Source organism: Mycobacterium sp. HM-7, assembly GCF_053852335.1.
Map to the genome: position 1 here is coordinate 2,033,400 of NZ_CM132657.1, position 17,131 is coordinate 2,050,530.

The 17,131-nt window shown below is 66.5% G+C and carries 20 protein-coding genes; 11 read left to right on the forward strand and 9 right to left on the reverse strand.

Annotation, left to right across the window (positions count from 1 at the left end; translation table 11 throughout):
- Nucleotides 1-4 precede the first annotated feature (4 nt).
- The 3 genes from ACWW1C_RS09750 (at nucleotide 5) to ACWW1C_RS09760 (ending at nucleotide 3,313) form a co-directional block, all read left to right on the forward strand.
- The gene (locus tag ACWW1C_RS09750) at nucleotides 5-646 is read left to right on the forward strand and encodes an HAD family hydrolase (protein ID WP_455984216.1); all 642 of its coding nucleotides are present in this window, start codon (nucleotides 5-7) and stop codon (nucleotides 644-646) included.
- Nucleotides 647-724: 78 nt separating this feature from the next.
- Nucleotides 725-2,179 carry a sugar porter family MFS transporter gene (locus tag ACWW1C_RS09755; protein ID WP_455983241.1) on the forward strand — a complete coding sequence of 485 codons (1,455 nt, stop codon included), beginning with the start codon at nucleotides 725-727 and terminating at the stop codon, nucleotides 2,177-2,179.
- A 168-nt stretch (nucleotides 2,180-2,347) separates the two neighbouring features.
- Nucleotides 2,348-3,313, forward strand: a complete 966-nt coding sequence (locus tag ACWW1C_RS09760; protein WP_455983242.1) for a hypothetical protein — start codon at nucleotides 2,348-2,350, stop codon at nucleotides 3,311-3,313.
- A 182-nt stretch (nucleotides 3,314-3,495) separates the two neighbouring features.
- On the opposite strand, the gene ACWW1C_RS09765 is transcribed toward ACWW1C_RS09760, so the two are convergent.
- A complete protein-coding gene (locus ACWW1C_RS09765; protein ID WP_455983243.1) occupies nucleotides 3,496-4,902 on the reverse strand; it encodes a DUF222 domain-containing protein in 1,407 nt (468 codons plus the stop codon).
- Between the two features lie 162 nt (nucleotides 4,903-5,064).
- Here ACWW1C_RS09765 and ACWW1C_RS09770 point away from each other — a divergent pair, with 162 nt between their 5' ends.
- The 4 genes from ACWW1C_RS09770 (at nucleotide 5,065) to ACWW1C_RS09785 (ending at nucleotide 8,142) form a co-directional block, all read left to right on the forward strand.
- Nucleotides 5,065-5,346 (forward strand): phosphoribosyl-ATP diphosphatase, encoded by a 282-nt coding sequence (locus ACWW1C_RS09770; RefSeq protein WP_455983244.1) that lies wholly within the window; start codon nucleotides 5,065-5,067, stop codon nucleotides 5,344-5,346.
- Nucleotides 5,343-6,212, forward strand: a complete 870-nt coding sequence (gene hisG, locus ACWW1C_RS09775; protein WP_455983245.1) for an ATP phosphoribosyltransferase — start codon at nucleotides 5,343-5,345, stop codon at nucleotides 6,210-6,212. Before ACWW1C_RS09770 ends, hisG begins: the two co-directional genes overlap by 4 nt.
- A gap of 63 nt (nucleotides 6,213-6,275) precedes the next feature.
- A complete protein-coding gene (locus tag ACWW1C_RS09780) occupies nucleotides 6,276-6,779 on the forward strand; it encodes a DUF4126 family protein (protein ID WP_455983246.1) in 504 nt (167 codons plus the stop codon).
- The gene (locus ACWW1C_RS09785) at nucleotides 6,766-8,142 is read left to right on the forward strand and encodes an FAD-containing oxidoreductase (RefSeq protein ID WP_455983247.1); all 1,377 of its coding nucleotides are present in this window, start codon (nucleotides 6,766-6,768) and stop codon (nucleotides 8,140-8,142) included. The genes ACWW1C_RS09780 and ACWW1C_RS09785 overlap by 14 nt, the downstream gene beginning before the upstream one ends.
- Here ACWW1C_RS09785 and ACWW1C_RS09790 read toward each other — a convergent pair.
- From ACWW1C_RS09790 to ACWW1C_RS09800, 3 genes are read right to left on the reverse strand one after another with little or no spacing between them, the layout of a single operon-like run.
- Nucleotides 8,126-8,761, reverse strand: a complete 636-nt coding sequence (locus tag ACWW1C_RS09790) for a flavodoxin family protein (protein WP_455983248.1) — start codon at nucleotides 8,759-8,761, stop codon at nucleotides 8,126-8,128. The two genes, ACWW1C_RS09785 and ACWW1C_RS09790, sit on opposite strands and share 17 nt — an antisense overlap.
- Before the next feature lie 9 nt (nucleotides 8,762-8,770).
- Nucleotides 8,771-9,298, reverse strand: coding sequence for an SRPBCC family protein (locus ACWW1C_RS09795; protein ID WP_455983249.1), 528 nt, complete (start codon nucleotides 9,296-9,298; stop codon nucleotides 8,771-8,773).
- Nucleotides 9,285-9,611 carry an ArsR/SmtB family transcription factor gene (locus ACWW1C_RS09800; RefSeq protein WP_455983250.1) on the reverse strand — a complete coding sequence of 109 codons (327 nt, stop codon included), beginning with the start codon at nucleotides 9,609-9,611 and terminating at the stop codon, nucleotides 9,285-9,287. Before ACWW1C_RS09800 ends, ACWW1C_RS09795 begins: the two co-directional genes overlap by 14 nt.
- 362 nt (nucleotides 9,612-9,973) lie before the next feature.
- On the opposite strand from ACWW1C_RS09800, the gene ACWW1C_RS09805 reads away from it, so the two are divergent.
- Together ACWW1C_RS09805 and ACWW1C_RS09810 are read left to right on the forward strand one after the other, a co-directional pair.
- Nucleotides 9,974-10,270 (forward strand): hypothetical protein, encoded by a 297-nt coding sequence (locus tag ACWW1C_RS09805; protein WP_455983251.1) that lies wholly within the window; start codon nucleotides 9,974-9,976, stop codon nucleotides 10,268-10,270.
- A gap of 639 nt (nucleotides 10,271-10,909) precedes the next feature.
- Nucleotides 10,910-11,146 carry a hypothetical protein gene (locus tag ACWW1C_RS09810; RefSeq protein ID WP_455983252.1) on the forward strand — a complete coding sequence of 79 codons (237 nt, stop codon included), beginning with the start codon at nucleotides 10,910-10,912 and terminating at the stop codon, nucleotides 11,144-11,146.
- A 10-nt stretch (nucleotides 11,147-11,156) separates the two neighbouring features.
- On the opposite strand, the gene ACWW1C_RS09815 is transcribed toward ACWW1C_RS09810, so the two are convergent.
- Both ACWW1C_RS09815 and ACWW1C_RS09820 read right to left on the reverse strand, forming a co-directional pair.
- On the reverse strand, nucleotides 11,157-11,957 hold the full coding sequence (locus ACWW1C_RS09815; RefSeq protein WP_455983253.1) for a thioesterase family protein: 801 nt from the start codon (nucleotides 11,955-11,957) through the stop codon (nucleotides 11,157-11,159).
- On the reverse strand, nucleotides 11,954-12,787 hold the full coding sequence (locus ACWW1C_RS09820; RefSeq protein ID WP_455983254.1) for a RecB family exonuclease: 834 nt from the start codon (nucleotides 12,785-12,787) through the stop codon (nucleotides 11,954-11,956). Before ACWW1C_RS09820 ends, ACWW1C_RS09815 begins: the two co-directional genes overlap by 4 nt.
- A 120-nt stretch (nucleotides 12,788-12,907) precedes the next feature.
- Here ACWW1C_RS09820 and ACWW1C_RS09825 point away from each other — a divergent pair, with 120 nt between their 5' ends.
- Entirely contained in the window at nucleotides 12,908-13,735 is an 828-nt protein-coding gene (locus ACWW1C_RS09825) for a tRNA (adenine-N1)-methyltransferase (protein WP_455983255.1), read from the forward strand.
- Here ACWW1C_RS09825 and ACWW1C_RS09830 read toward each other — a convergent pair.
- Genes ACWW1C_RS09830 through ACWW1C_RS09840 form a run of 3 tightly spaced genes read right to left on the reverse strand, consistent with a single transcriptional unit; the run spans nucleotide 13,732 to nucleotide 15,093 of the window.
- Entirely contained in the window at nucleotides 13,732-14,025 is a 294-nt protein-coding gene (locus ACWW1C_RS09830) for a DUF503 domain-containing protein (protein ID WP_455983256.1), read from the reverse strand. The genes ACWW1C_RS09825 and ACWW1C_RS09830 overlap by 4 nt on opposite strands.
- 7 nt (nucleotides 14,026-14,032) lie before the next feature.
- A complete protein-coding gene (locus ACWW1C_RS09835; RefSeq protein ID WP_455983257.1) occupies nucleotides 14,033-14,569 on the reverse strand; it encodes a hypothetical protein in 537 nt (178 codons plus the stop codon).
- Nucleotides 14,570-14,586: 17 nt separating this feature from the next.
- Nucleotides 14,587-15,093 carry a hypothetical protein gene (locus ACWW1C_RS09840; RefSeq protein WP_455983258.1) on the reverse strand — a complete coding sequence of 169 codons (507 nt, stop codon included), beginning with the start codon at nucleotides 15,091-15,093 and terminating at the stop codon, nucleotides 14,587-14,589.
- A gap of 167 nt (nucleotides 15,094-15,260) precedes the next feature.
- On the opposite strand from ACWW1C_RS09840, the gene arc reads away from it, so the two are divergent.
- On the forward strand, nucleotides 15,261-17,099 hold the full coding sequence (arc, locus tag ACWW1C_RS09845; protein ID WP_455984217.1) for a proteasome ATPase: 1,839 nt from the start codon (nucleotides 15,261-15,263) through the stop codon (nucleotides 17,097-17,099).
- The last annotated feature ends 32 nt before the right edge of the window (nucleotides 17,100-17,131 follow it).

The following is a 17,131-nucleotide window of genomic DNA, read 5'->3' on the forward strand; positions in this document are numbered from 1 at the left end:
CGACATGGACGGCACACTCGTCGACTCCGAAAAGCTCTGGGACGTCGCGATGCACGCCTTTTACGCCCAAAAAGGCGGCGTGCTGACCGACGCCATACGAGAGACGACGGTCGGCGGTTCGGCGGAGAACGTCATGCGGATCGTCTACGACGACCTCGGCCTGGACCCGACGCCGGAGTCCATGGCCGAGTCCGCGGACTGGCTGCACGACTACACCGGCGAACTGTTCGAGCAGGGGCTGCCGTGGCGGCCGGGCGCGCAGGAGTTGCTGCAAACCTTGGCTGCCAGCGAGATTCCGCTGGCACTGGTGACCAACACCAGGCGCACCCTGACCGAACAGGCGCTGAAAACCATTGGTAGTCACTATTTTACGGTCACGGTCTGCGGCGACGAGGTGCCCGACGGCAAGCCGCATCCGGCCCCGTATCTGCGGGCCGCGGAACTGCTCGGCGTCGCTGCGGAGGACTGTCTGGCGATCGAGGATTCGGTGACGGGTGCGCAGTCGGCCGACGCCGCGGGCTGCGTCGTGCTCGTCGTTCCCAACGACGTCGCGGTGCCCGACGGCCCACGCCGTCGCCACATCGAATCGCTGGCCGGGCTCGGGGTCTCCGACCTTCGTGATATCCACACCGAAATGTGTTCGTAGCCGCTGGTTCTGGTCCGGCAGCGCCGCCTGCTGTGCGATTGTTGACGCACCCCACGCAGCGTTGCGAAAGGACGTCCGATGTCCCATGGCCCGATCGGTGACGACACCACGGCGATCTTTGACGACGAGGAGTTCGGCTCCGGCCGCAGTGCGGTGCGCATAGCGTCGGTAGCGGCGCTCGGCGGCCTGCTCTTCGGCTATGACAGCGCCGTCATCAACGGTGCGGTGAAGTCGATCCAGTCGAACTTTGCGATCGACGACAAGTCATTGGGGATCGCCGTCGCTTCGGCGCTGCTCGGTGCGGCCGTCGGCGCCATGACGGCCGGGCGACTGGCCGACCGCGTCGGCCGGCTGGCCGTGATGACGATGGCTGCCGTGCTGTTCCTGATCAGTGCACTCGGCGCCGGGCTGGCGTGGAACATCTGGGTTCTCGTGGCGTTCCGGGTCATCGGCGGCCTCGGCGTCGGCATCGCGTCTGTGATCGCTCCGGCCTATATCGCCGAAACCTCACCGAGGAGCATCCGAGGTCGGCTCGGCTCTCTGCAGCAGCTGGCCATCGTCACCGGCATCTTCCTGTCATTGGCGGTCGACGCGCTGCTGGCGCATCTGGCCGGTGGGGCGAGCAACATGCTGTGGCTGGGGCAGGAGGCCTGGCGCTGGATGTTCATCCTGATGGCCATTCCCGCCATCGTGTACGGCCTGTTGGCCTTCACCATTCCTGAGTCGCCACGTTATCTCGTTGCCACACACCGGATTCCGGAAGCGCGCAAGGTGCTCACCACGTTGCTGGGGGAGAAGAACCTGGAGATCACCATCGATCGCATCCAGCAGACGCTCGAGTCCGAGGAGAAGCCCACCTGGCGTGACATGTGCAAGCCCGGAGGTGGACCCCTCAGCCTCTACGGCATCGTCTGGGTCGGCTTGGCGCTGTCGGTGTTCCAGCAGTTCGTCGGGATCAACGTGATCTTCTACTACTCGAACGTGCTTTGGGAGGCAGTCGGATTCGACGAGAGCTCGTCGTTCATCATCACCGTCATCACCTCGGTGGTGAACATCGTGACGACAGTGGTCGCGATCATGCTGATCGACAAGATCGGCCGCAAGCCGCTGCTGCTCATCGGCTCCACGGGGATGACGCTGACGCTCGCCACGATGGCCATCATCTTCGGCACGGCCCCGCAGGTGAACGGGGTGCCGCAATTGAGCGGCATCGAGGGGCCCATCGCCCTGATCGCCGCCAACTTGTTCGTGGTGGCGTTCGGCATGTCCTGGGGTCCGGTCGTGTGGGTCCTGCTGGGGGAGATGTTCCCCAACCGCATCCGTGCTGCGGCGCTGGGTCTGGCCGCGGCCGGTCAGTGGGTCGCCAACTGGCTGATCACCGTCACCTTCCCCGAACTGCGCAGCATGCTCGGCGTCGCATATGGCTTCTACGCCCTGTGTGCGCTCCTGTCGCTGGTGTTCGTCGCCAAGTGGGTTCGCGAGACCAAAGGCGTTGCGCTGGAGGACATGCACGCCGAGTTGCTGGCAAAGTAAGGCACGCTGAGTGCCGCATCGTGGCAGTGGCTGACTGAATCCGGTCGCGAGCCCCGTGAAATCTCCACCAGATGACTGATGCCAGCAGTATTGACGTGCTAGATAATTAGCGGCGGTGAGCGTTGGTGCTGCCGTGGTTCGGACGCTCCTTCCTGGAAGGGGCGCGCGATGGTCAACACCGGCTCTGGTGGTGTGGTTCGTCTGAACGTCGCTGGTGCGGTTGCCGCCGCCGGCGTCGTGATACTTGGTTTTGTCGGCGTCCCTCCGCCCGTGCATGCGGTCAATGTCGGCATCAGTGCTGTCCGGACGGCGGCTGTTGATACGTCGCTATCGGCGCAATGGGCCGCGCTGGACCAATTCGTGGACACCCACGCCGACTTGGTGGCATCGGCGGCGCAGGTGGTGGCTGGCGGCAGCTCGGGTATCGGTGCTGCAGGCGCCACGGCGCCGGGGGCTGGATCCGTCACGGCGCCAATGCCTCTGGCAGCAACGTCGACCCCGCAGCCTGCTGGGGCCGTCGCCGTCATCGAGCAGGCAATTGTGTCGGCGCTGTCGACGGCGTTCGTGACGCTGGCTCAGCCGCTGGTCAGCACGCCCGAGCTGGCTGCGATCTTCGGCCCGTTCGTGTTCGTGGGCATCATCTTGTACGGATTGGTCGTGGGTGTGCCGCTCACAATTTTCAACTCCATCGCTGCCCCGATACTCAACTTGCTGCCGTTCGCGGCGGTGCCGGCACCGGTCTCCGCGACGCCCGCGCCGACGGCAGCCGAATCGACCGCGGGCGTTGCACCCGCCGCGACCGTCTCCGGCCCAGTGCTGCCATCTGCCAAGGCGACGCACAACGGGCGGGTGTTGCCGACGTTGCGGATGTCGAAGGGCGCGGCGGCGACTCCCGATACGACCGCTGACGACGTGGCGGGGCAGATCAAGTCGACGGGGCGGCAGTCGGTGCAGCGCGGGCTGGTGTCGGCTGCCGGTGAATCCCAGGATCGGAATCCCGGCGGCCAGAATGCCCGATCGCAGGCAGGCCTGCCAAAGGGCGTCGGCAAGGCGGGGGCATCGCCGTCGCGTAGCTCAAAGGCGGGCCACGGCAGTCGGCCGGTTCGCGGTGACACGGCAACTCCTAGGTCCTAGGCGCGGTTGAGTCTCGGTACAGGTGCAGGCTCGGCGTCGGCGGCCATCGCGCGTTGTGGTGCGTCGCGTCGAGTGGGCGCTGTGAATCGATGCGACCCGTATTGCCGCGTGGGTGCCGCAGCGCGTGCGGTACCGCCGCCGCGGTTGGGTGGCGTGGCCTTCCGGCGTCATTGGGTGCCGTATCACCTTGCGGGACTGTCGCTTTCACCATCGCCGTCGGCGTCTCCGCCGCGCTCTGTGGTGTACAGCGTCGGGCGGTGGTACTGGTTGGTGCGTGGTTGGCCCACATCTAGGAGTGGTGGTGGGGTCCAGTGGGTGCGGCCGTCGGGGCCCATGGCGGTGCGCCAGCCGCCGGTGTCGGCGAGCCGGTTGTCGCAGCCGCAGGCCAGGGTCATGACATCGACGTTGGTCAGTCCGCCGTCGCGCCAGTTGGTGAGGTGATGCACCTGGCTGCGCGAGGCCGGGGCGGTGCAGTTGGGGCGGGTGCAGCCCCGGTCGCGGGCGAACAGGGCCAGCCGCTGCGCGGTGCTGGCGGTGCGCGCGGCCCGGCCCAGATAGAGCGGTTGGCCGGTGTGGTCGTCGAAGACGGCGAGGTAGTTGTCCGACCCCTGTGCGGCCATCCGGATCAGATCTTTGACCGGCAGCTTGGTGCCGGTGTGGGTCAAAGCGACCCCGGCACGTTTTTCCAGGTCGGTGAGGGTGCAGCTGCCGACCACCGCGACCGGGAAGCCGTTGTGCACCCCGGCGGATGAGGCCAGCATCATCCGCCCGACCATTTTGAACGCGTCGTATTGCCGCTGGGCCAGGGTGCGGGTATCCGCATCGATCTGTTCTTGGGTGGGCGTGCCCGACACGCACGGCACCTGGTCGGCGGGGTTGCACATCCCCGGGGCGGCGTATTTGTCGAACAGTGTCTGCCAGTAGGCCCGCCCTTCCGGATCGAGGTGGGCAGTGACCTCGGTGCGGCCGTCGGGCCGCTGCTTACCCATTACGAAGGAGCGTTTCGGGTCGGGCTCGTCGTCGTCGGGTTCGGGCCCGTCCTGATCGAGTCGGTACAACAAGTCCGCGGCCGCGCGCCGTAGGTCCTCGGGGGTTTTGACCCTCGCGTCGGCCACCAGATCGGCCTCGCACTGGGCCAGGGTGACCGGGTCGGCCGCCCACAGCGGCAGCTTCTGGAAAAACCAGGTGATCACCTGCACGTGCTCACCGTTGATGACGCCGTCGGCCTGGGCGGCGGCGACCAGCTCCCACACCGGACCCAACGGTTCCCCGGTGATCGCCGACCGCGGCCCCAGATGATCGCAGTCCCGGACCCGGCGGCGGGCCTCGTCGCGGCTGATGCGCAGCCGCACATGCAGCACCTCGGGCCAGTCCTTGGCCCCGATATCCTTGGCGGTGGCCTGCGTCTGCGCCGCCGCGAGGATGTGGTGATCGACCGCCTCGGCCGCGCACTTCACCGTTTCGCGGCGCGACTGCAACTCCAACAGGGTGCGCACGTCCAGGCCGGTGTGGTCCAGGGACGCGATCGTGGCCGCGGCAGCTTCGTACGCGGCGTACGCCTGCTCGATAACGGCCCGATCACTACCCATGCATCGAACACTAGTTCGATGCACCGACAATTCGCTGTGACCTATGCGGCCTCAGTTATCCACCGTGACCAGCGGGAACAAAGTGACCAAAGTTTTTCCGAATGCCGGTACAGCCCCGCCGCGCGGCCCCGGGCAGCCACGTGCACAGCCCGCGTCCGCAGCGTGAAACAATTGCAGCCCGTGAAGACCTTCGATGCGCTATTCGCCGAGCTCAGTGAGCGAGCGCAGACCCGGCCGGCCGGCAGCGGCACCGTCGCGGCGTTGGATGCCGGGGTGCATCATCTGGGCAAGAAGATCATCGAAGAGGCCGGCGAAGTATGGATCGCCGCGGAACACGAGAGCGACGACGAGCTGGCGGGCGAGATCGGCCAGCTCCTGTACTGGACGCAGGTACTGATGATCAAGCGCGGCCTGACCCTCGACGACGTGTACGGCAAGCTGTGACCGGCGCATCGTCCAACGGCCTCCTGCGCGTCGCCGTCCCGAACAAGGGCGCGCTCAGCGAGTCCGCCTCCCACGTACTGTCCGAGGCCGGATACCGCCGCCGCACCGATCCCAAGGATCTGACGGTCGTCGACCCGGTGAACAAGGTCGAGTTCTTCTTCCTGCGCCCCAAGGACATTGCCATCTATGTCGGGTCCGGGCAGCTGGACTTCGGCATCACCGGCCGCGACCTGGCGGCCGAGTCGATGGCGCCGGTCAGTGAGCGGCTGGCCCTGGGCTTCGGGTCGTCGACGTTCCGGTACGCCGCGCCCGCCGGCCGGGACTGGACGGTCGCCGACCTGGCCGGCAAGCGTGTCGCCAGCGCCTACCCGAACCTGGTGCGGAAAGACCTGTCCGACAAAGGTATTGAAGCCACGGTGATCCGACTCGACGGCGCGGTGGAGATCTCGATCCAGCTCGGTGTCGCTGACGCGATCGCCGACGTCGTCGGCTCCGGCCGGACGTTGGCGCTGCACAACCTGGTGGCCTTCGGTGAGTCGCTGTGCGATTCGGAGGCGGTGCTGATCGAGCGCAGTGACGTCGCGCCGGATCCGGCTCGCGATCAACTCGCGGCCCGCATCCAGGGCGTGGTCTTCGGGCAGCAGTACCTCATGCTCGACTACGACTGCCCGCGCACTGTTTTGGAGCAGGCGACGGCCATCACGCCGGGTCTCGAATCGCCGACCATCGCCCCGCTGGCCGATGCCGACTGGGTGGCCGTGCGTGCCCTGGTGCCGCGCCGCCAGGTCAACGCGATCATGGATGAGCTGGCTGCCATCGGAGCCAAGGCGATCCTGGCTTCCGATATCCGGTTCTGTCGCTTCTGACCGAGAGCGGTGTTAGCGTCCCCGTACGGTCTGCAACCCGCACTTCCTAACTGGAGGGGTCACGTGACACAAGCGCTGATTCTGCTGTTCGCCTTACTTATCGGTGTGGTCGCGGGCCTGCGGGCGCTGACTCCGCCTGCGGTGGTCGCCTGGGGCGCCAAGCTCGGTTGGCTGCCGCTGGTGGGCACCTGGGCCGAATGGGTCGGTAACTGGATCACGGTGACGGTGCTGACGATCCTGCTGGTGGTCGAGTTGATCACCGATCAGCTGCCCAAGACTCCCGCGCGAACGGTGCCGTCGCAGTTCGTTGCCCGGTTGTTCACCGGGGCGTTCGCCGGTGCGGTCATCGGTGCCGGATGGCACCACACATTCATCGGCATGGGCGCCGGCATGATCGGCGCGGTGATCGGGACGCTCGCAGGTTTTCACGCGCGCCGAATCCTGGTGGCGCGCAACGGCGGACGCGACCTGCCGGTCGCGCTCGCCGAGGATGTCCTCGCGGTAGGCGGTGGCTTCGCGATAGCGGCCGTCGCGCTGAGTGCCATCGGTCCGTATGTCGTCGTCTGAGGCGACCGCGTTCGACGCCATCATCGTCGGCGCGGGGCAGGCGGGACCGCCCTTGGCCGGCCGACTCACCGAAGCCGGCCACACCGTGGCGGTCATCGAGCGCAAGCTCGTCGGCGGCACCTGCGTGAACTACGGCTGCATCCCCACCAAGACGTTGGTTGCCAGCGCCCACGCCGCACACCTGGCCCGCCGCGGTGCCGAGTACGGCATCGGAACCGGCGAAATCACGGTCGACATGGCAAAAGTCAAGGGCCGCAAGGACGGGATCGTCACAGCGGACCGCGACGGCGTCGAGAGCTGGCTGGAAGGCATGAACGGCTGCACGCTGCTACGCGGGCATGCACGTTTTCTCGACCCGCACACGCTGCAGGTCGGCGACCAACAGATCACCGGCAAGAAGATCTTTCTCAACACCGGTGGCCGCGCGACGGCCCCCGACATCCCCGGTCTGGCCGACGTCGACTACCTCACAAATGTCGGCATCCTCGAACTCGACACGGTGCCAGAGCATCTGGTGATCATCGGCGGCAGCTACATCGGCCTGGAGTTCGCGCAGATGTTCCGCCGGTTCGGCGCCGAGGTCACGGTGGTCGAACGCGGGCCCAGACTGGCCTCGCGCGAAGACGACGATGTCTGCGCCGCCATCAAGGACATCCTCGAACGTGAGGGCATCACAATCCATCTGGGCGCCAGCGATATTCGGGTGGCCAAAGACGGCGACGGGGTGGCGGTCAGCACGGGGAGTGCCGTCGTATCTGGCTCGCACCTGCTGGTCGCCGTCGGCCGCGTCCCCAACACCGACGACCTGGGTCTCGAAAAGGCCGGCGTGGCAACGGACTCCCGGGGATACATCACCGTCGACGATCAGCTGCGGACCACCGTCGATCACATCTGGGCCATGGGCGACTGTAACGGCAAGGGCGCGTTCACCCATACGTCGTACAACGACTTCGAGATCGTGGCGGCCAACCTGCTCGACAACGAACCTCGCCGGGTCAGCGACCGCATCCCCACCTATGCGCTGTACATCGATCCACCGCTCGGGCGGGCCGGTATGACCGAGGCTCAGGTGCGGGCATCGGGGCGAAAAGCATTGGTGGGGAAGCGCCCGATGACGCGCGTCGGCCGGGCAGTCGAAAAGGGGGAGACCCAGGGCTTCATGAAGGTCGTGGTCGACGCCGAGACCAACCAGATTCTCGGCGCGTCCATCCTCGGCGTTGGTGGGGACGAGGTGGTGCACTGCATCCTCGATCTGATGGCCGCGAAAGCCCCGTACACCACCATGACACACACCGTGCACATCCATCCGACGGTCTCCGAGCTCGTGCCCACCATGCTCGAAGGGCTCAGGCCCCTGCGGTAACGGGGTCGGTAACAGCCTGTGCCGCGAAGCGTCCGGCAATCAGCTGCCGGGTGACCTCGGCGACGCGTCGGCCCAGGTGCTCGCAGGTCGCGGCATCGGACGGGTGCACCTCATCCGGGTTGGCGTCGACGTCGGTCGCCGCCGCGGCACCCAGCCAGAAGCCCAGCCTGTTCAGTTCGCCGTCGCTTGCCGTGGAGTGGTTCCAGCCCGGACCCAGGCCCAGGTTGACCCAGTGCATGTGATGCTGGGCGGCGAAGACCGCCAGCGAGACAAGCGAATTGAGCTTGTCGCCGCTCTTGCATCCCGAGTTGGTGAAGCCGGCCGCAACTTTGTCACGCCACGTGCCCTGCTGGCAGCGACGGCCGGTCTGCTCGGCGAACGTCTGGAATGCCGCCGACACGTTGCCCATGTAGGTGGCGGTGCCGAAGATGATCGCGTCCGCGGTGTCGAGGGTCTGCCATTCGTCTTCGGTGACATCACCCAACCGGATCAGGGTGACGGCCGCCCCCGTCGACCTGGCTCCGGCGGCGACTGCCTCGGCCAGGAACGCGGTGTGGCCGAACCCGGACTGGTAGGCGACGACCACCGAGGGAGCCTCGTGAAAGGTGTTGTCCGACATGCTGTTCTCCTAGGTATTCGGGACGGCGGGTGGGGCATCGAGCGGGCTGTGCCCGGCGATCTCGGCGTATCGCTCCAGCCAGCCGGGCAGGGGAGTGCCGTCGAGCAGTGCTTGAAGACGATCGAGGAAAGCCTGTGTGCCGGGCCGGAACCCGTTGGCGTTGGGCACGCCGAGGCCGCGATGGGTCATCCGGAGCAGGGTGCCGGTGCCGTCGGCGGCGAGTTCGTAGCGGACCACACCGGGTTCGACGATCTGCTGGTGCCACTCGTGCTCGAACACGTGCGGCGGATCCCAGACCAGGATGCGACCCGTCATGCGCTTCATGTCCGGTGGTACGGGCGGACCCGAGGCGACCGTCTCGATCGAGCCACCCTCGCGGCCGTCGATGACGGTTCTGCCCATCCAGATGTCGCGATGCGCGGGCTCGGTGATCGCGGCCCACACACGCTCGACGGGGTGCCTCAGTCGCCGCTCGAATGTCAGCGTCGCTCGGTCGCCGTCGACGGTGACGACGCCCTCGAGTTCATTGGCTGTCATTTTCCTCCTCGAATGTCGAATCCAGATGGCGCTCAAGGGCGTCCAGATGATTGGTCCAGTAGCGGCGGTAGCGGTCGATCCACTGATCCATCGCGACCAGGCCGTCGGCGCGCAGGGCGTAGATACGGCGTTGGGCATCAGGCCGAACCTCGACCAGTCCGACCTCACGCAGCACGCGGAGATGACGGGAGACCGTGGGCTGGGTCAGACCGGGGAGGGTGGCGACGAGTTCACCGGCCGTGCGTTCACCCTCGGCGAGTACGTCGAGCAGGGCGCGCCGGTTCGGTTCGGCGACCGCTTCGAAGACGTCCATAGCGCCAGTATGCCTAGTCGTCTATATAGACGCAAGTAGATATAGACGGCCGCCTGGGCACTCGATCTGGGTTTGAGAGGCTGAGCAGCTCCGATGCGACGGTTGACCTCGGCTACAGCCACGAGTGAAAGACCAGAGCCGAGCTCGAGCTGGTGCTGGCTGCGTCAGTGTGCCCGGGATCACTTGACGTGCACGTTCGGTTCCCGCCCCCAGCAACGACTAACCCTACAAAGCGGTGAGACCACCAACGACGGTTCCGGAAGCGAGACTCACCGCTCACGAGATGACCCATCGAGTAAATGCTGTCAACCGCCATCCCTCCTGGCGGGGGAGCAGTGCTCGAGGCGGAAAGAGGAGTTCCGATGACTGCGTTGACCAGCGAGTCCGACGTCGCGTGGGAGTTGGTGGAAGCCATCCGTTTCGGCTTGACGCCCACAGAGCTCAACGACGCCTACATCAACCTCGGCATCAGCGAGTTCGGCGGCGTAATCGAGTCGCTGATCGCAGTCGTCGAACGCGAAAAGCTTGCGATCCCCGATGCTCTCGTGGCGAAACTGGAGGCCTGGCGTGCACTGCACCACCCCGACGGCCCCATCTCCGAGCGGCTCGTCCGCCAACTCGAAGGCTGCCGGCAGCACAGCCCCGATAGCACGGCTTGATACCGCCGACCAGCAAATGGCACGCATCGAATCGAGCACGGATTTGACGGGCGGGGAGAACCGTCCGAAGTAGACACCTCTCGAAAGGGGAACCAGGGCAACATGTTCAGCCGCATACTGTCGCTCGCCGGCACCGCCGCAGTCCTCGGCGCGCTGCTGTCCACGGCAACCCCAGTTCACCTGGGAGCTGTCGACCGGGCCGGATTCGCAATCCCCTGCGGGAACGGCTTTCACCCACGCTTCGAAGTTGCCCGAGAGCAAGACCGGCTCAACTTCGAACAGCACACCAGTGGCGGACCCCAGTTCGTGGCGAGCAACTATGTCGAGCAGTGTCAATCGATACTGTCTGACCGGCAATCGACCGCCCTACCGGTGGGGGCGGCCGGCGGTGTGGCACTCATCGCCGCCGTCGTTCTGCGGCGTTACCGTCGTGTCCACTTGGAGCAATACTCGGAGCCGCACCCGGCTGTGGCAGCCGTACTGATGCCGTCGATCACCCCAAAGGGCGCAGTGTTGTAGCAGCCGCTGATGATCCGCGGTCCCGAAGGGGATTCGTTCCGGCCCGACGGACTTCTCGTGGCTCTGCCTGCCCTGTTCTCGGGGCGAGCGCCCAGAGGTCAGTCGACGGCGGTGGGAATCGTGGTGGACGGTGTCACCGTCCAGTTGAGCGTCACCGAGTCCGGCATCGAGGTGGGCTGGCCCGACGGTCGCAAGCTCGATGCCGTGCTCACGGCCGAGGCGCAGATTGTTCTGGGGCTTGCGGCAGGCCTACTCGCCCTTGACGACATCGCTCCGCTCGTCGACATCAAAGGCGATATTTCCGCATTGCGTGTTTTCTTCGACGCGCCGAAGTCCGCCGTCGACGTTTCGAAGTGATCCCGCTTCGTCAGCGTCGCTGAACCAACAGCGTCTGCGCCGATGTCCCGATGAAGCCCTGTTCGTCGAACAGCTCGGCCGTGGTCGACCCGAGGCCGTCGGGCCCGATCGAGCCGCGGGCGCGCAAGCAGAACTCCGCGCCCACGGGGGCGCGGTGCAGGTGCACCGTGGTGTCGGTGTTCATGAACATGAACTCATTCGGATCCAGTGTCGCGCCAACGCCATTCGCGGAATCGACCACCATCGCCAGCCGCTGCAGGTCGGTCGGTTCCTCGTCGTCGACCAACGAAATGAGCGGCCGCATCCACACCACCGAGGCGTTGGCATCGTCGGGCTGCGGCACCCAGGTGACGGTCTCGAGGTAGCCGGGCCGGCCCTGCCAGGAATGGCGGAAACCGGTGTCGGGCACCCGGGGCATCGGCGGGTACCGATCGAGGGCCGCGTCACGAGTGTCGGTTGTCGCCAAGAGCCACGCCGACATTCGCGCGACCGCACGTTCCGAACCGTCCCGCTGGGCGGCCGTCATCTCCGCGGTCATCATGCAGATGCGCGAGCCTGGTCGGGAGACCCAGGCCCGGACCGCAACGGGCGCAACGGGAATCGCGCCGAGGATGTCGAGGGTCAGCCGGCCCACCTGCATGCCGTTCCCGGCGGCCAGCTCTTCGATGGATTTGGTCAGCAGCGCCAGCGGCGGCGACCCGTGCTGGATGCTCTCGTCCCAGTTGCTGCCGGTACCTTCGGTCGATTCGAAGCGCTGCAGACCGCCGACAACGCCACCGTCGTCCAGCCGACGGTAGTAACAGTCGATCATGCGGCCCCGAAACTCTCGGGCCAGCCGGGATACGGCGGGGGAGTGCCACCGAAGGCGGGGCACAGGTCTTGATGGGTGCACCAGGAACACAGCTTCGACGGGTTGGGGCGGAAATCGCCGGTCTCGCCGGACTTCTGGATGGCGTGCCAGATGGCCATCAGCGTCTTCTCGAACCTTTCCAACTCGGCCAGATCGGGGCTGTAGTCCAGCACCTGACTGTCCGCCAGATACAACAACCGCAGCCGAGCCGGCACCACGCCACGTATGCGGAGCAGGGCCACCGCGTAGAACTTCATCTGGAACATGGCCTTGAATTCGGCCAGCGCCCGCGCTTCCGGCGGGGCCTTGCCGGTCTTGTAATCGACCACGCGCAGCTCACCGGTCGGCGCCACGTCGATCCGGTCGACGAATCCGCGCAGCAGCGTGCCGTCGGACAACTCGACCTCGACGCGTTGTTCGCAGCACTGCGGATCGAAGCGCGTCGGATCCTCGAGCCGGTAATACCCCGACAGCAGGGCCCGCGCTTCGTCGAGCAGCGTCTCCCGCAGTTCGGGCGCGATCTCCTCGGCCAGCTCGGGCTTCTCTGCCACCACGGCATCCCAGGCCGGCGTCACCAGGGACAACGCTGTCTCCGGCACGCGGTCGCTAGCCGGCAGCGCGTACAGCTGCTCGAGTGCGGCGTGCACCAGTGAACCTCGCAACTGCGCGGTCGACGACGGCTCCGGCAGTCGGTCGATGGCCCGGAACCGGTAGAGCAGCGGGCACTGTTTGAAATCACCGGCCCGCGACGGTGACAGTGCCGGCCGCCGGGTCGGGGCGGCAGATGTCATGCGCGATCCGCCTTCGGCTCCTCGCTGGTGGTGCTCATGGCAGCAGCTTATGTGGGGGCAACGACAAAGTTGCCGAACCCCGGCCGTCTACCGGGAGGGGTCGGCTGGCAGGCTGGCCCGGTGAGAATCACCGGACCCTTCACCGTCGGCGACCGCGTCCAACTGACCGACGCCAAAGGCCGGCACTACACGATGGTGCTGGCCACAGGTGGGGAATTCCACACCCATCGCGGCATCGTCGCGCACGACTCGGTGATCGACCAGCCAGAGGGCAGCGTCGTGAAATCCACCAACGGCGACCCGTTCCTGGTGCTGCGCCCGCTGCTGATCGACTACGTGCTGTCGATGCCGCGCGGCGCGCAGGTGATCTACCCGAAGGACGCCGCGCAGATCGTGCACGAGGGCGACATCTTCCCCGGCGCACGGGTTTTGGAGGCCGGCGCCGGCTCCGGTGCACTGACCTGTTCGCTGCTTCGGGCGGTCGGCCCGGGCGGTTCCGTGACCTCCTATGAAGTCCGTGACGACCATGCGGTGCACGCGGTGCGCAACGTCGAGACCTTCTTCGGCGAGCGGCCCGAGAACTGGAACCTGGTCATCGCCGACCTCAACGACTACGACGGCGGGGAAGTCGACCGCATCGTGCTCGACATGCTCGCGCCGTGGGACGTGCTGGAGACGGTCGCGAAGGCGCTGGTTCCGGGCGGCGTCCTGATCGTCTACGTCGCGACGGTCACCCAGCTGTCGAAGACGGTCGAGGCGCTGCGTGCGCAGCAGTGCTGGACCGAACCGCGGTCGTGGGAGTCGCTGCAGCGCGGCTGGGACGTCGTCGGCCTTGCGGTACGGCCGCAGCATTCGATGCGCGGCCACACCGCGTTCCTGATCAGTGCGCGTCGCCTCGCGCCGGGCGCGGTGACGCCGCAGCCGTTGCGGCGCAAGCGCAACATCTAGTCGTCGCTGCTGACCAGGCCGCGTCGCACGGACAGCAGTTCGATCTCGGGACGCGCCGCCACCTGACGTTCGGCGGCGTCGAGTACCTCGACGACGTGATGGCGGTCAGCCGCGACGACCGACACCCCGATCGCCGCGCGGCGGTGCAGATCCTGATTGCCGCTCTCGGCGGCGGACACGAAGAACTTGCGCTGCAGTTCGGCGATGATCGGACGGATGACCGAGCGCTTCTCTTTCAATGAGTGCACGTCGCCGAGCAGCACGTCGAATTCCAGCCATCCGACCCACATCGGCGGCTCAGCGACCAGGCGCGGGTGACGCGCCCGGGCCGCCTGGACCGCCCGGCTGCCCCACCTTGAGCAGCAGGTTCGCGGTCTGGCGATTCAGCTGCCAGGCATCCCGGATGGGACTGAATTCCATGGGGAACGTGAACTTGTTGTCCGGTACGGCGACCGAACTGATCGTGATGGTGGCGATGATGTCGCCCGGCTGCCCGGCCGACCACAGCAGGTCCGTCGCCGTCACGTTCATCGGATTGAAGCCGTTGTCGCGCAGCGCCTTGGTGAAGTTGTCCAGCCCGGCCTGATCCTCGGCGGTGCCGTATTGGATCAGCCCGATCTTTTGTGCCGAGGGCACCGCGGGATCGGCGATCTTGTACAGCACCGCGGTGATCGCATCGGGTGAGGGCAGCGGCGCCGCCGCGGGTGCCTTGGCGTCGGTGGTGAGCAGCGAACGGGGCATCGGGTCGGCCGGCGGCTCGACGTGTTCACTGCACCCGGCCAACCCGATCGCCGCCGCGATGACGGCGATCAGGGTCCCTCGGATCGGCTTCACCGGGCTGGTCCTGGCGCCTACTTCACCGACGACAGCAGGGCCATGGCCGACCCCTTGGACAGTTGCCAGCCGGTCGGGCTGGGGCCGGCGACGAAGGTCAGCGGCTGGGATGCGGTTGCGCCGGTGGCGGCGGTGGCCGTGACGTTGGCCGTCGCGGTGCCGTCTCCGAGGTCATCGATGTCGGCAACGGCGAAGTTCATGGGGAACACACCCTGCTTCACGGCGTTGCTGTACGCCCGGTCGGCGGTGATGGCCTCGAGGCGGCCGACGCCACCCTGGATGTAGCTGCCCTTGGACCCGGCGAAGCTCCCGGCAGCCGTCAGCCCGGTGAGCGTGGACACCAGAGTCGTCTGCAGGCCCGGCGCGGGCGCCTGGGGCAGCGGCACCTGGCGCACGACCGGCGCGACGGCCGTCGACGTTCCAGTGGTCGGGATGGCCGTCTGCGAAGCCACGGTCGTACCGACGGCGGCAGCACCGACCAGGGCGGTGGCTGCGATGCCGGTGACGAGGGATTTGACGATCACTGCGGTCCTTTCGATGAGCCCGACTCGGGTATGAGGTTAACAGCGCGGTCAGAGCAACACCCGTGTGTCGCGATTCCTTGAACGCCCATGAATGACGGATGGCCGGTAGCGTTGAGGTATCCGCCGCACCAACTTCCGGTGTGGGAAAGGAGCTCAAGATGTCTGAAATGGATCGCCCGGACGCCTTCGGTAGCCCGGGCACATCTCGTCAGAACCCCATGTCCAGCACCGATGCCGCCGAGTTGGCGCGGCTTCGCAGCGAGACGGCGGCGCTGCGTGAGCAGCTCACGAATGCGGCCGCGGCGCACCGCGGACCGCGTGACGTGCAGCAGCTCGAGGCCCGCATCGATTCGCTGACGACCCGCAACGGCAAGCTGATGGACACTCTCAAAGAGGCGCGGCAGCAGTTGCTGGCGCTTCGTGAAGAGGTCGATCGGCTGGGGCAGCCGCCCAGCGGGTACGGCGTCTTGCTGCTCGCCCACGACGACGACACCGTCGACGTCTTCACCTCCGGTCGCAAGATGCGGCTGTCGGTCTCACCGAACATCGAGGTGTCCGAACTCAAGCAGGGGCAGACCGTCCGCCTCAACGAGGCGCTGACGGTGGTCGAGGCCGGCTCGTTCGAGTCGGTCGGTGAGATCTGCACCCTGCGCGAAATCCTGAACGACGGAAAGCGCGCGCTGGTGGTCGGCCACGCCGACGAGGAGCGCATCGTGTGGCTCGCCGAACCGCTGATCGCGCTGGAATATCTGGATCCCGAGATCGTCGAGTTGCTCGACGACGCCGACGACCTGTTGGACGAGCGGGCGCGCAAGCTGCGGCCGGGCGACTCGCTGCTGGTCGACAGCAAGGCCGGGTACGCCTTCGAGCGGATCCCCAAGGCCGAGGTCGAGGATCTGGTCCTCGAAGAGGTGCCTGACGTCAGCTACGAGGACATCGGTGGCTTGACGCGGCAGATCGAGTTGATCCGCGACGCGGTGGAACTGCCGTTCCTGCACAAGGATCTGTACAAGGAGTACTCGCTGCGGCCGCCGAAGGGCGTGCTGCTCTACGGCCCTCCCGGTTGCGGCAAGACGCTGATCGCCAAGGCCGTGGCCAACTCGCTGGCCAAGAAGATGGCCGAAATCCGGGGCGACGACGCTCGCGAGGCCAAGAGCTACTTCTTGAACATCAAGGGCCCCGAGCTGCTGAACAAGTTCGTCGGCGAGACCGAACGGCACATCCGGCTGATCTTCCAGCGGGCGCGCGAGAAGGCCTCCGAGGGCACCCCGGTGATCGTGTTCTTCGACGAGATGGACTCGATCTTCCGCACCCGTGGCACCGGCGTCAGCTCCGACGTGGAGACGACGGTTGTGCCGCAGCTGCTTTCGGAGATCGACGGTGTCGAGGGCCTGGAGAACGTCATCGTCATCGGCGCCTCCAACCGCGAGGACATGATCGACCCGGCGATCCTGCGGCCCGGCCGCCTGGACGTCAAGATCAAGATCGAGCGGCCGGATGCCGAAGCGGCACAGGACATCTTCTCCAAGTACCTGACGGAGAACCTGCCGGTGAACGAGGACGACCTGGCCGAGTTCAACGGTGACCGCGCGCTCACCATCAAGGCGATGATCGAGAAGATCGTGGACCGGATGTACGCGGAGATCGACGACAACCGCTTCCTGGAGGTGACCTACGCCAACGGCGACAAGGAGGTCATGTACTTCAAGGACTTCAACTCCGGGGCCATGATCCAGAACGTCGTGGACCGGGCCAAGAAGTACGCCATCAAGTCGGTGCTGGAAACCCAGCAGCGCGGTCTGCGGGTGCAGCATCTGCTGGACTCCATCGTCGACGAGTTCGCCGAGAACGAGGACCTGCCCAACACCACCAATCCCGATGACTGGGCGCGCATTTCGGGCAAGAAGGGCGAGCGGATCGTCTACATCCGGACTCTCGTCACCGGCAAGAGCTCGTCCGCGAGCCGGGCCATCGACACTGAATCCAACCTGGGTCAGTACCTGTAACAGCACGACCGGTGTGAGGGCTGTGCGCGCAA

Excerpts from the sequence above, each read along its gene's own strand:
- ACWW1C_RS09750 (WP_455984216.1), top strand. The coding sequence starts at position 5 with ATGGACGGCACACTCGTCGACTCCGAAAAGCTCTGGGACGTCGCGATG.
- ACWW1C_RS09755 (WP_455983241.1), top strand. The coding sequence starts at position 725 with ATGTCCCATGGCCCGATCGGTGACGACACCACGGCGATCTTTGACGAC.
- ACWW1C_RS09760 (WP_455983242.1), top strand. The coding sequence starts at position 2,348 with ATGGTCAACACCGGCTCTGGTGGTGTGGTTCGTCTGAACGTCGCTGGT.
- ACWW1C_RS09765 (WP_455983243.1), bottom strand. The coding sequence starts at position 4,902 with ATGGGTAGTGATCGGGCCGTTATCGAGCAGGCGTACGCCGCGTACGAA.
- ACWW1C_RS09785 (WP_455983247.1), top strand. The coding sequence starts at position 6,766 with ATGTCGTCGTCTGAGGCGACCGCGTTCGACGCCATCATCGTCGGCGCG.
- ACWW1C_RS09790 (WP_455983248.1), bottom strand. The coding sequence starts at position 8,761 with ATGTCGGACAACACCTTTCACGAGGCTCCCTCGGTGGTCGTCGCCTAC.
- ACWW1C_RS09795 (WP_455983249.1), bottom strand. The coding sequence starts at position 9,298 with ATGACAGCCAATGAACTCGAGGGCGTCGTCACCGTCGACGGCGACCGA.
- ACWW1C_RS09800 (WP_455983250.1), bottom strand. The coding sequence starts at position 9,611 with ATGGACGTCTTCGAAGCGGTCGCCGAACCGAACCGGCGCGCCCTGCTC.
- ACWW1C_RS09805 (WP_455983251.1), top strand. The coding sequence starts at position 9,974 with ATGACTGCGTTGACCAGCGAGTCCGACGTCGCGTGGGAGTTGGTGGAA.
- ACWW1C_RS09815 (WP_455983253.1), bottom strand. The coding sequence starts at position 11,957 with ATGATCGACTGTTACTACCGTCGGCTGGACGACGGTGGCGTTGTCGGC.
- ACWW1C_RS09820 (WP_455983254.1), bottom strand. The coding sequence starts at position 12,787 with ATGACATCTGCCGCCCCGACCCGGCGGCCGGCACTGTCACCGTCGCGG.
- ACWW1C_RS09830 (WP_455983256.1), bottom strand. The coding sequence starts at position 14,025 with ATGTGGGTCGGATGGCTGGAATTCGACGTGCTGCTCGGCGACGTGCAC.
- arc (WP_455984217.1), top strand. The coding sequence starts at position 15,261 with ATGGATCGCCCGGACGCCTTCGGTAGCCCGGGCACATCTCGTCAGAAC.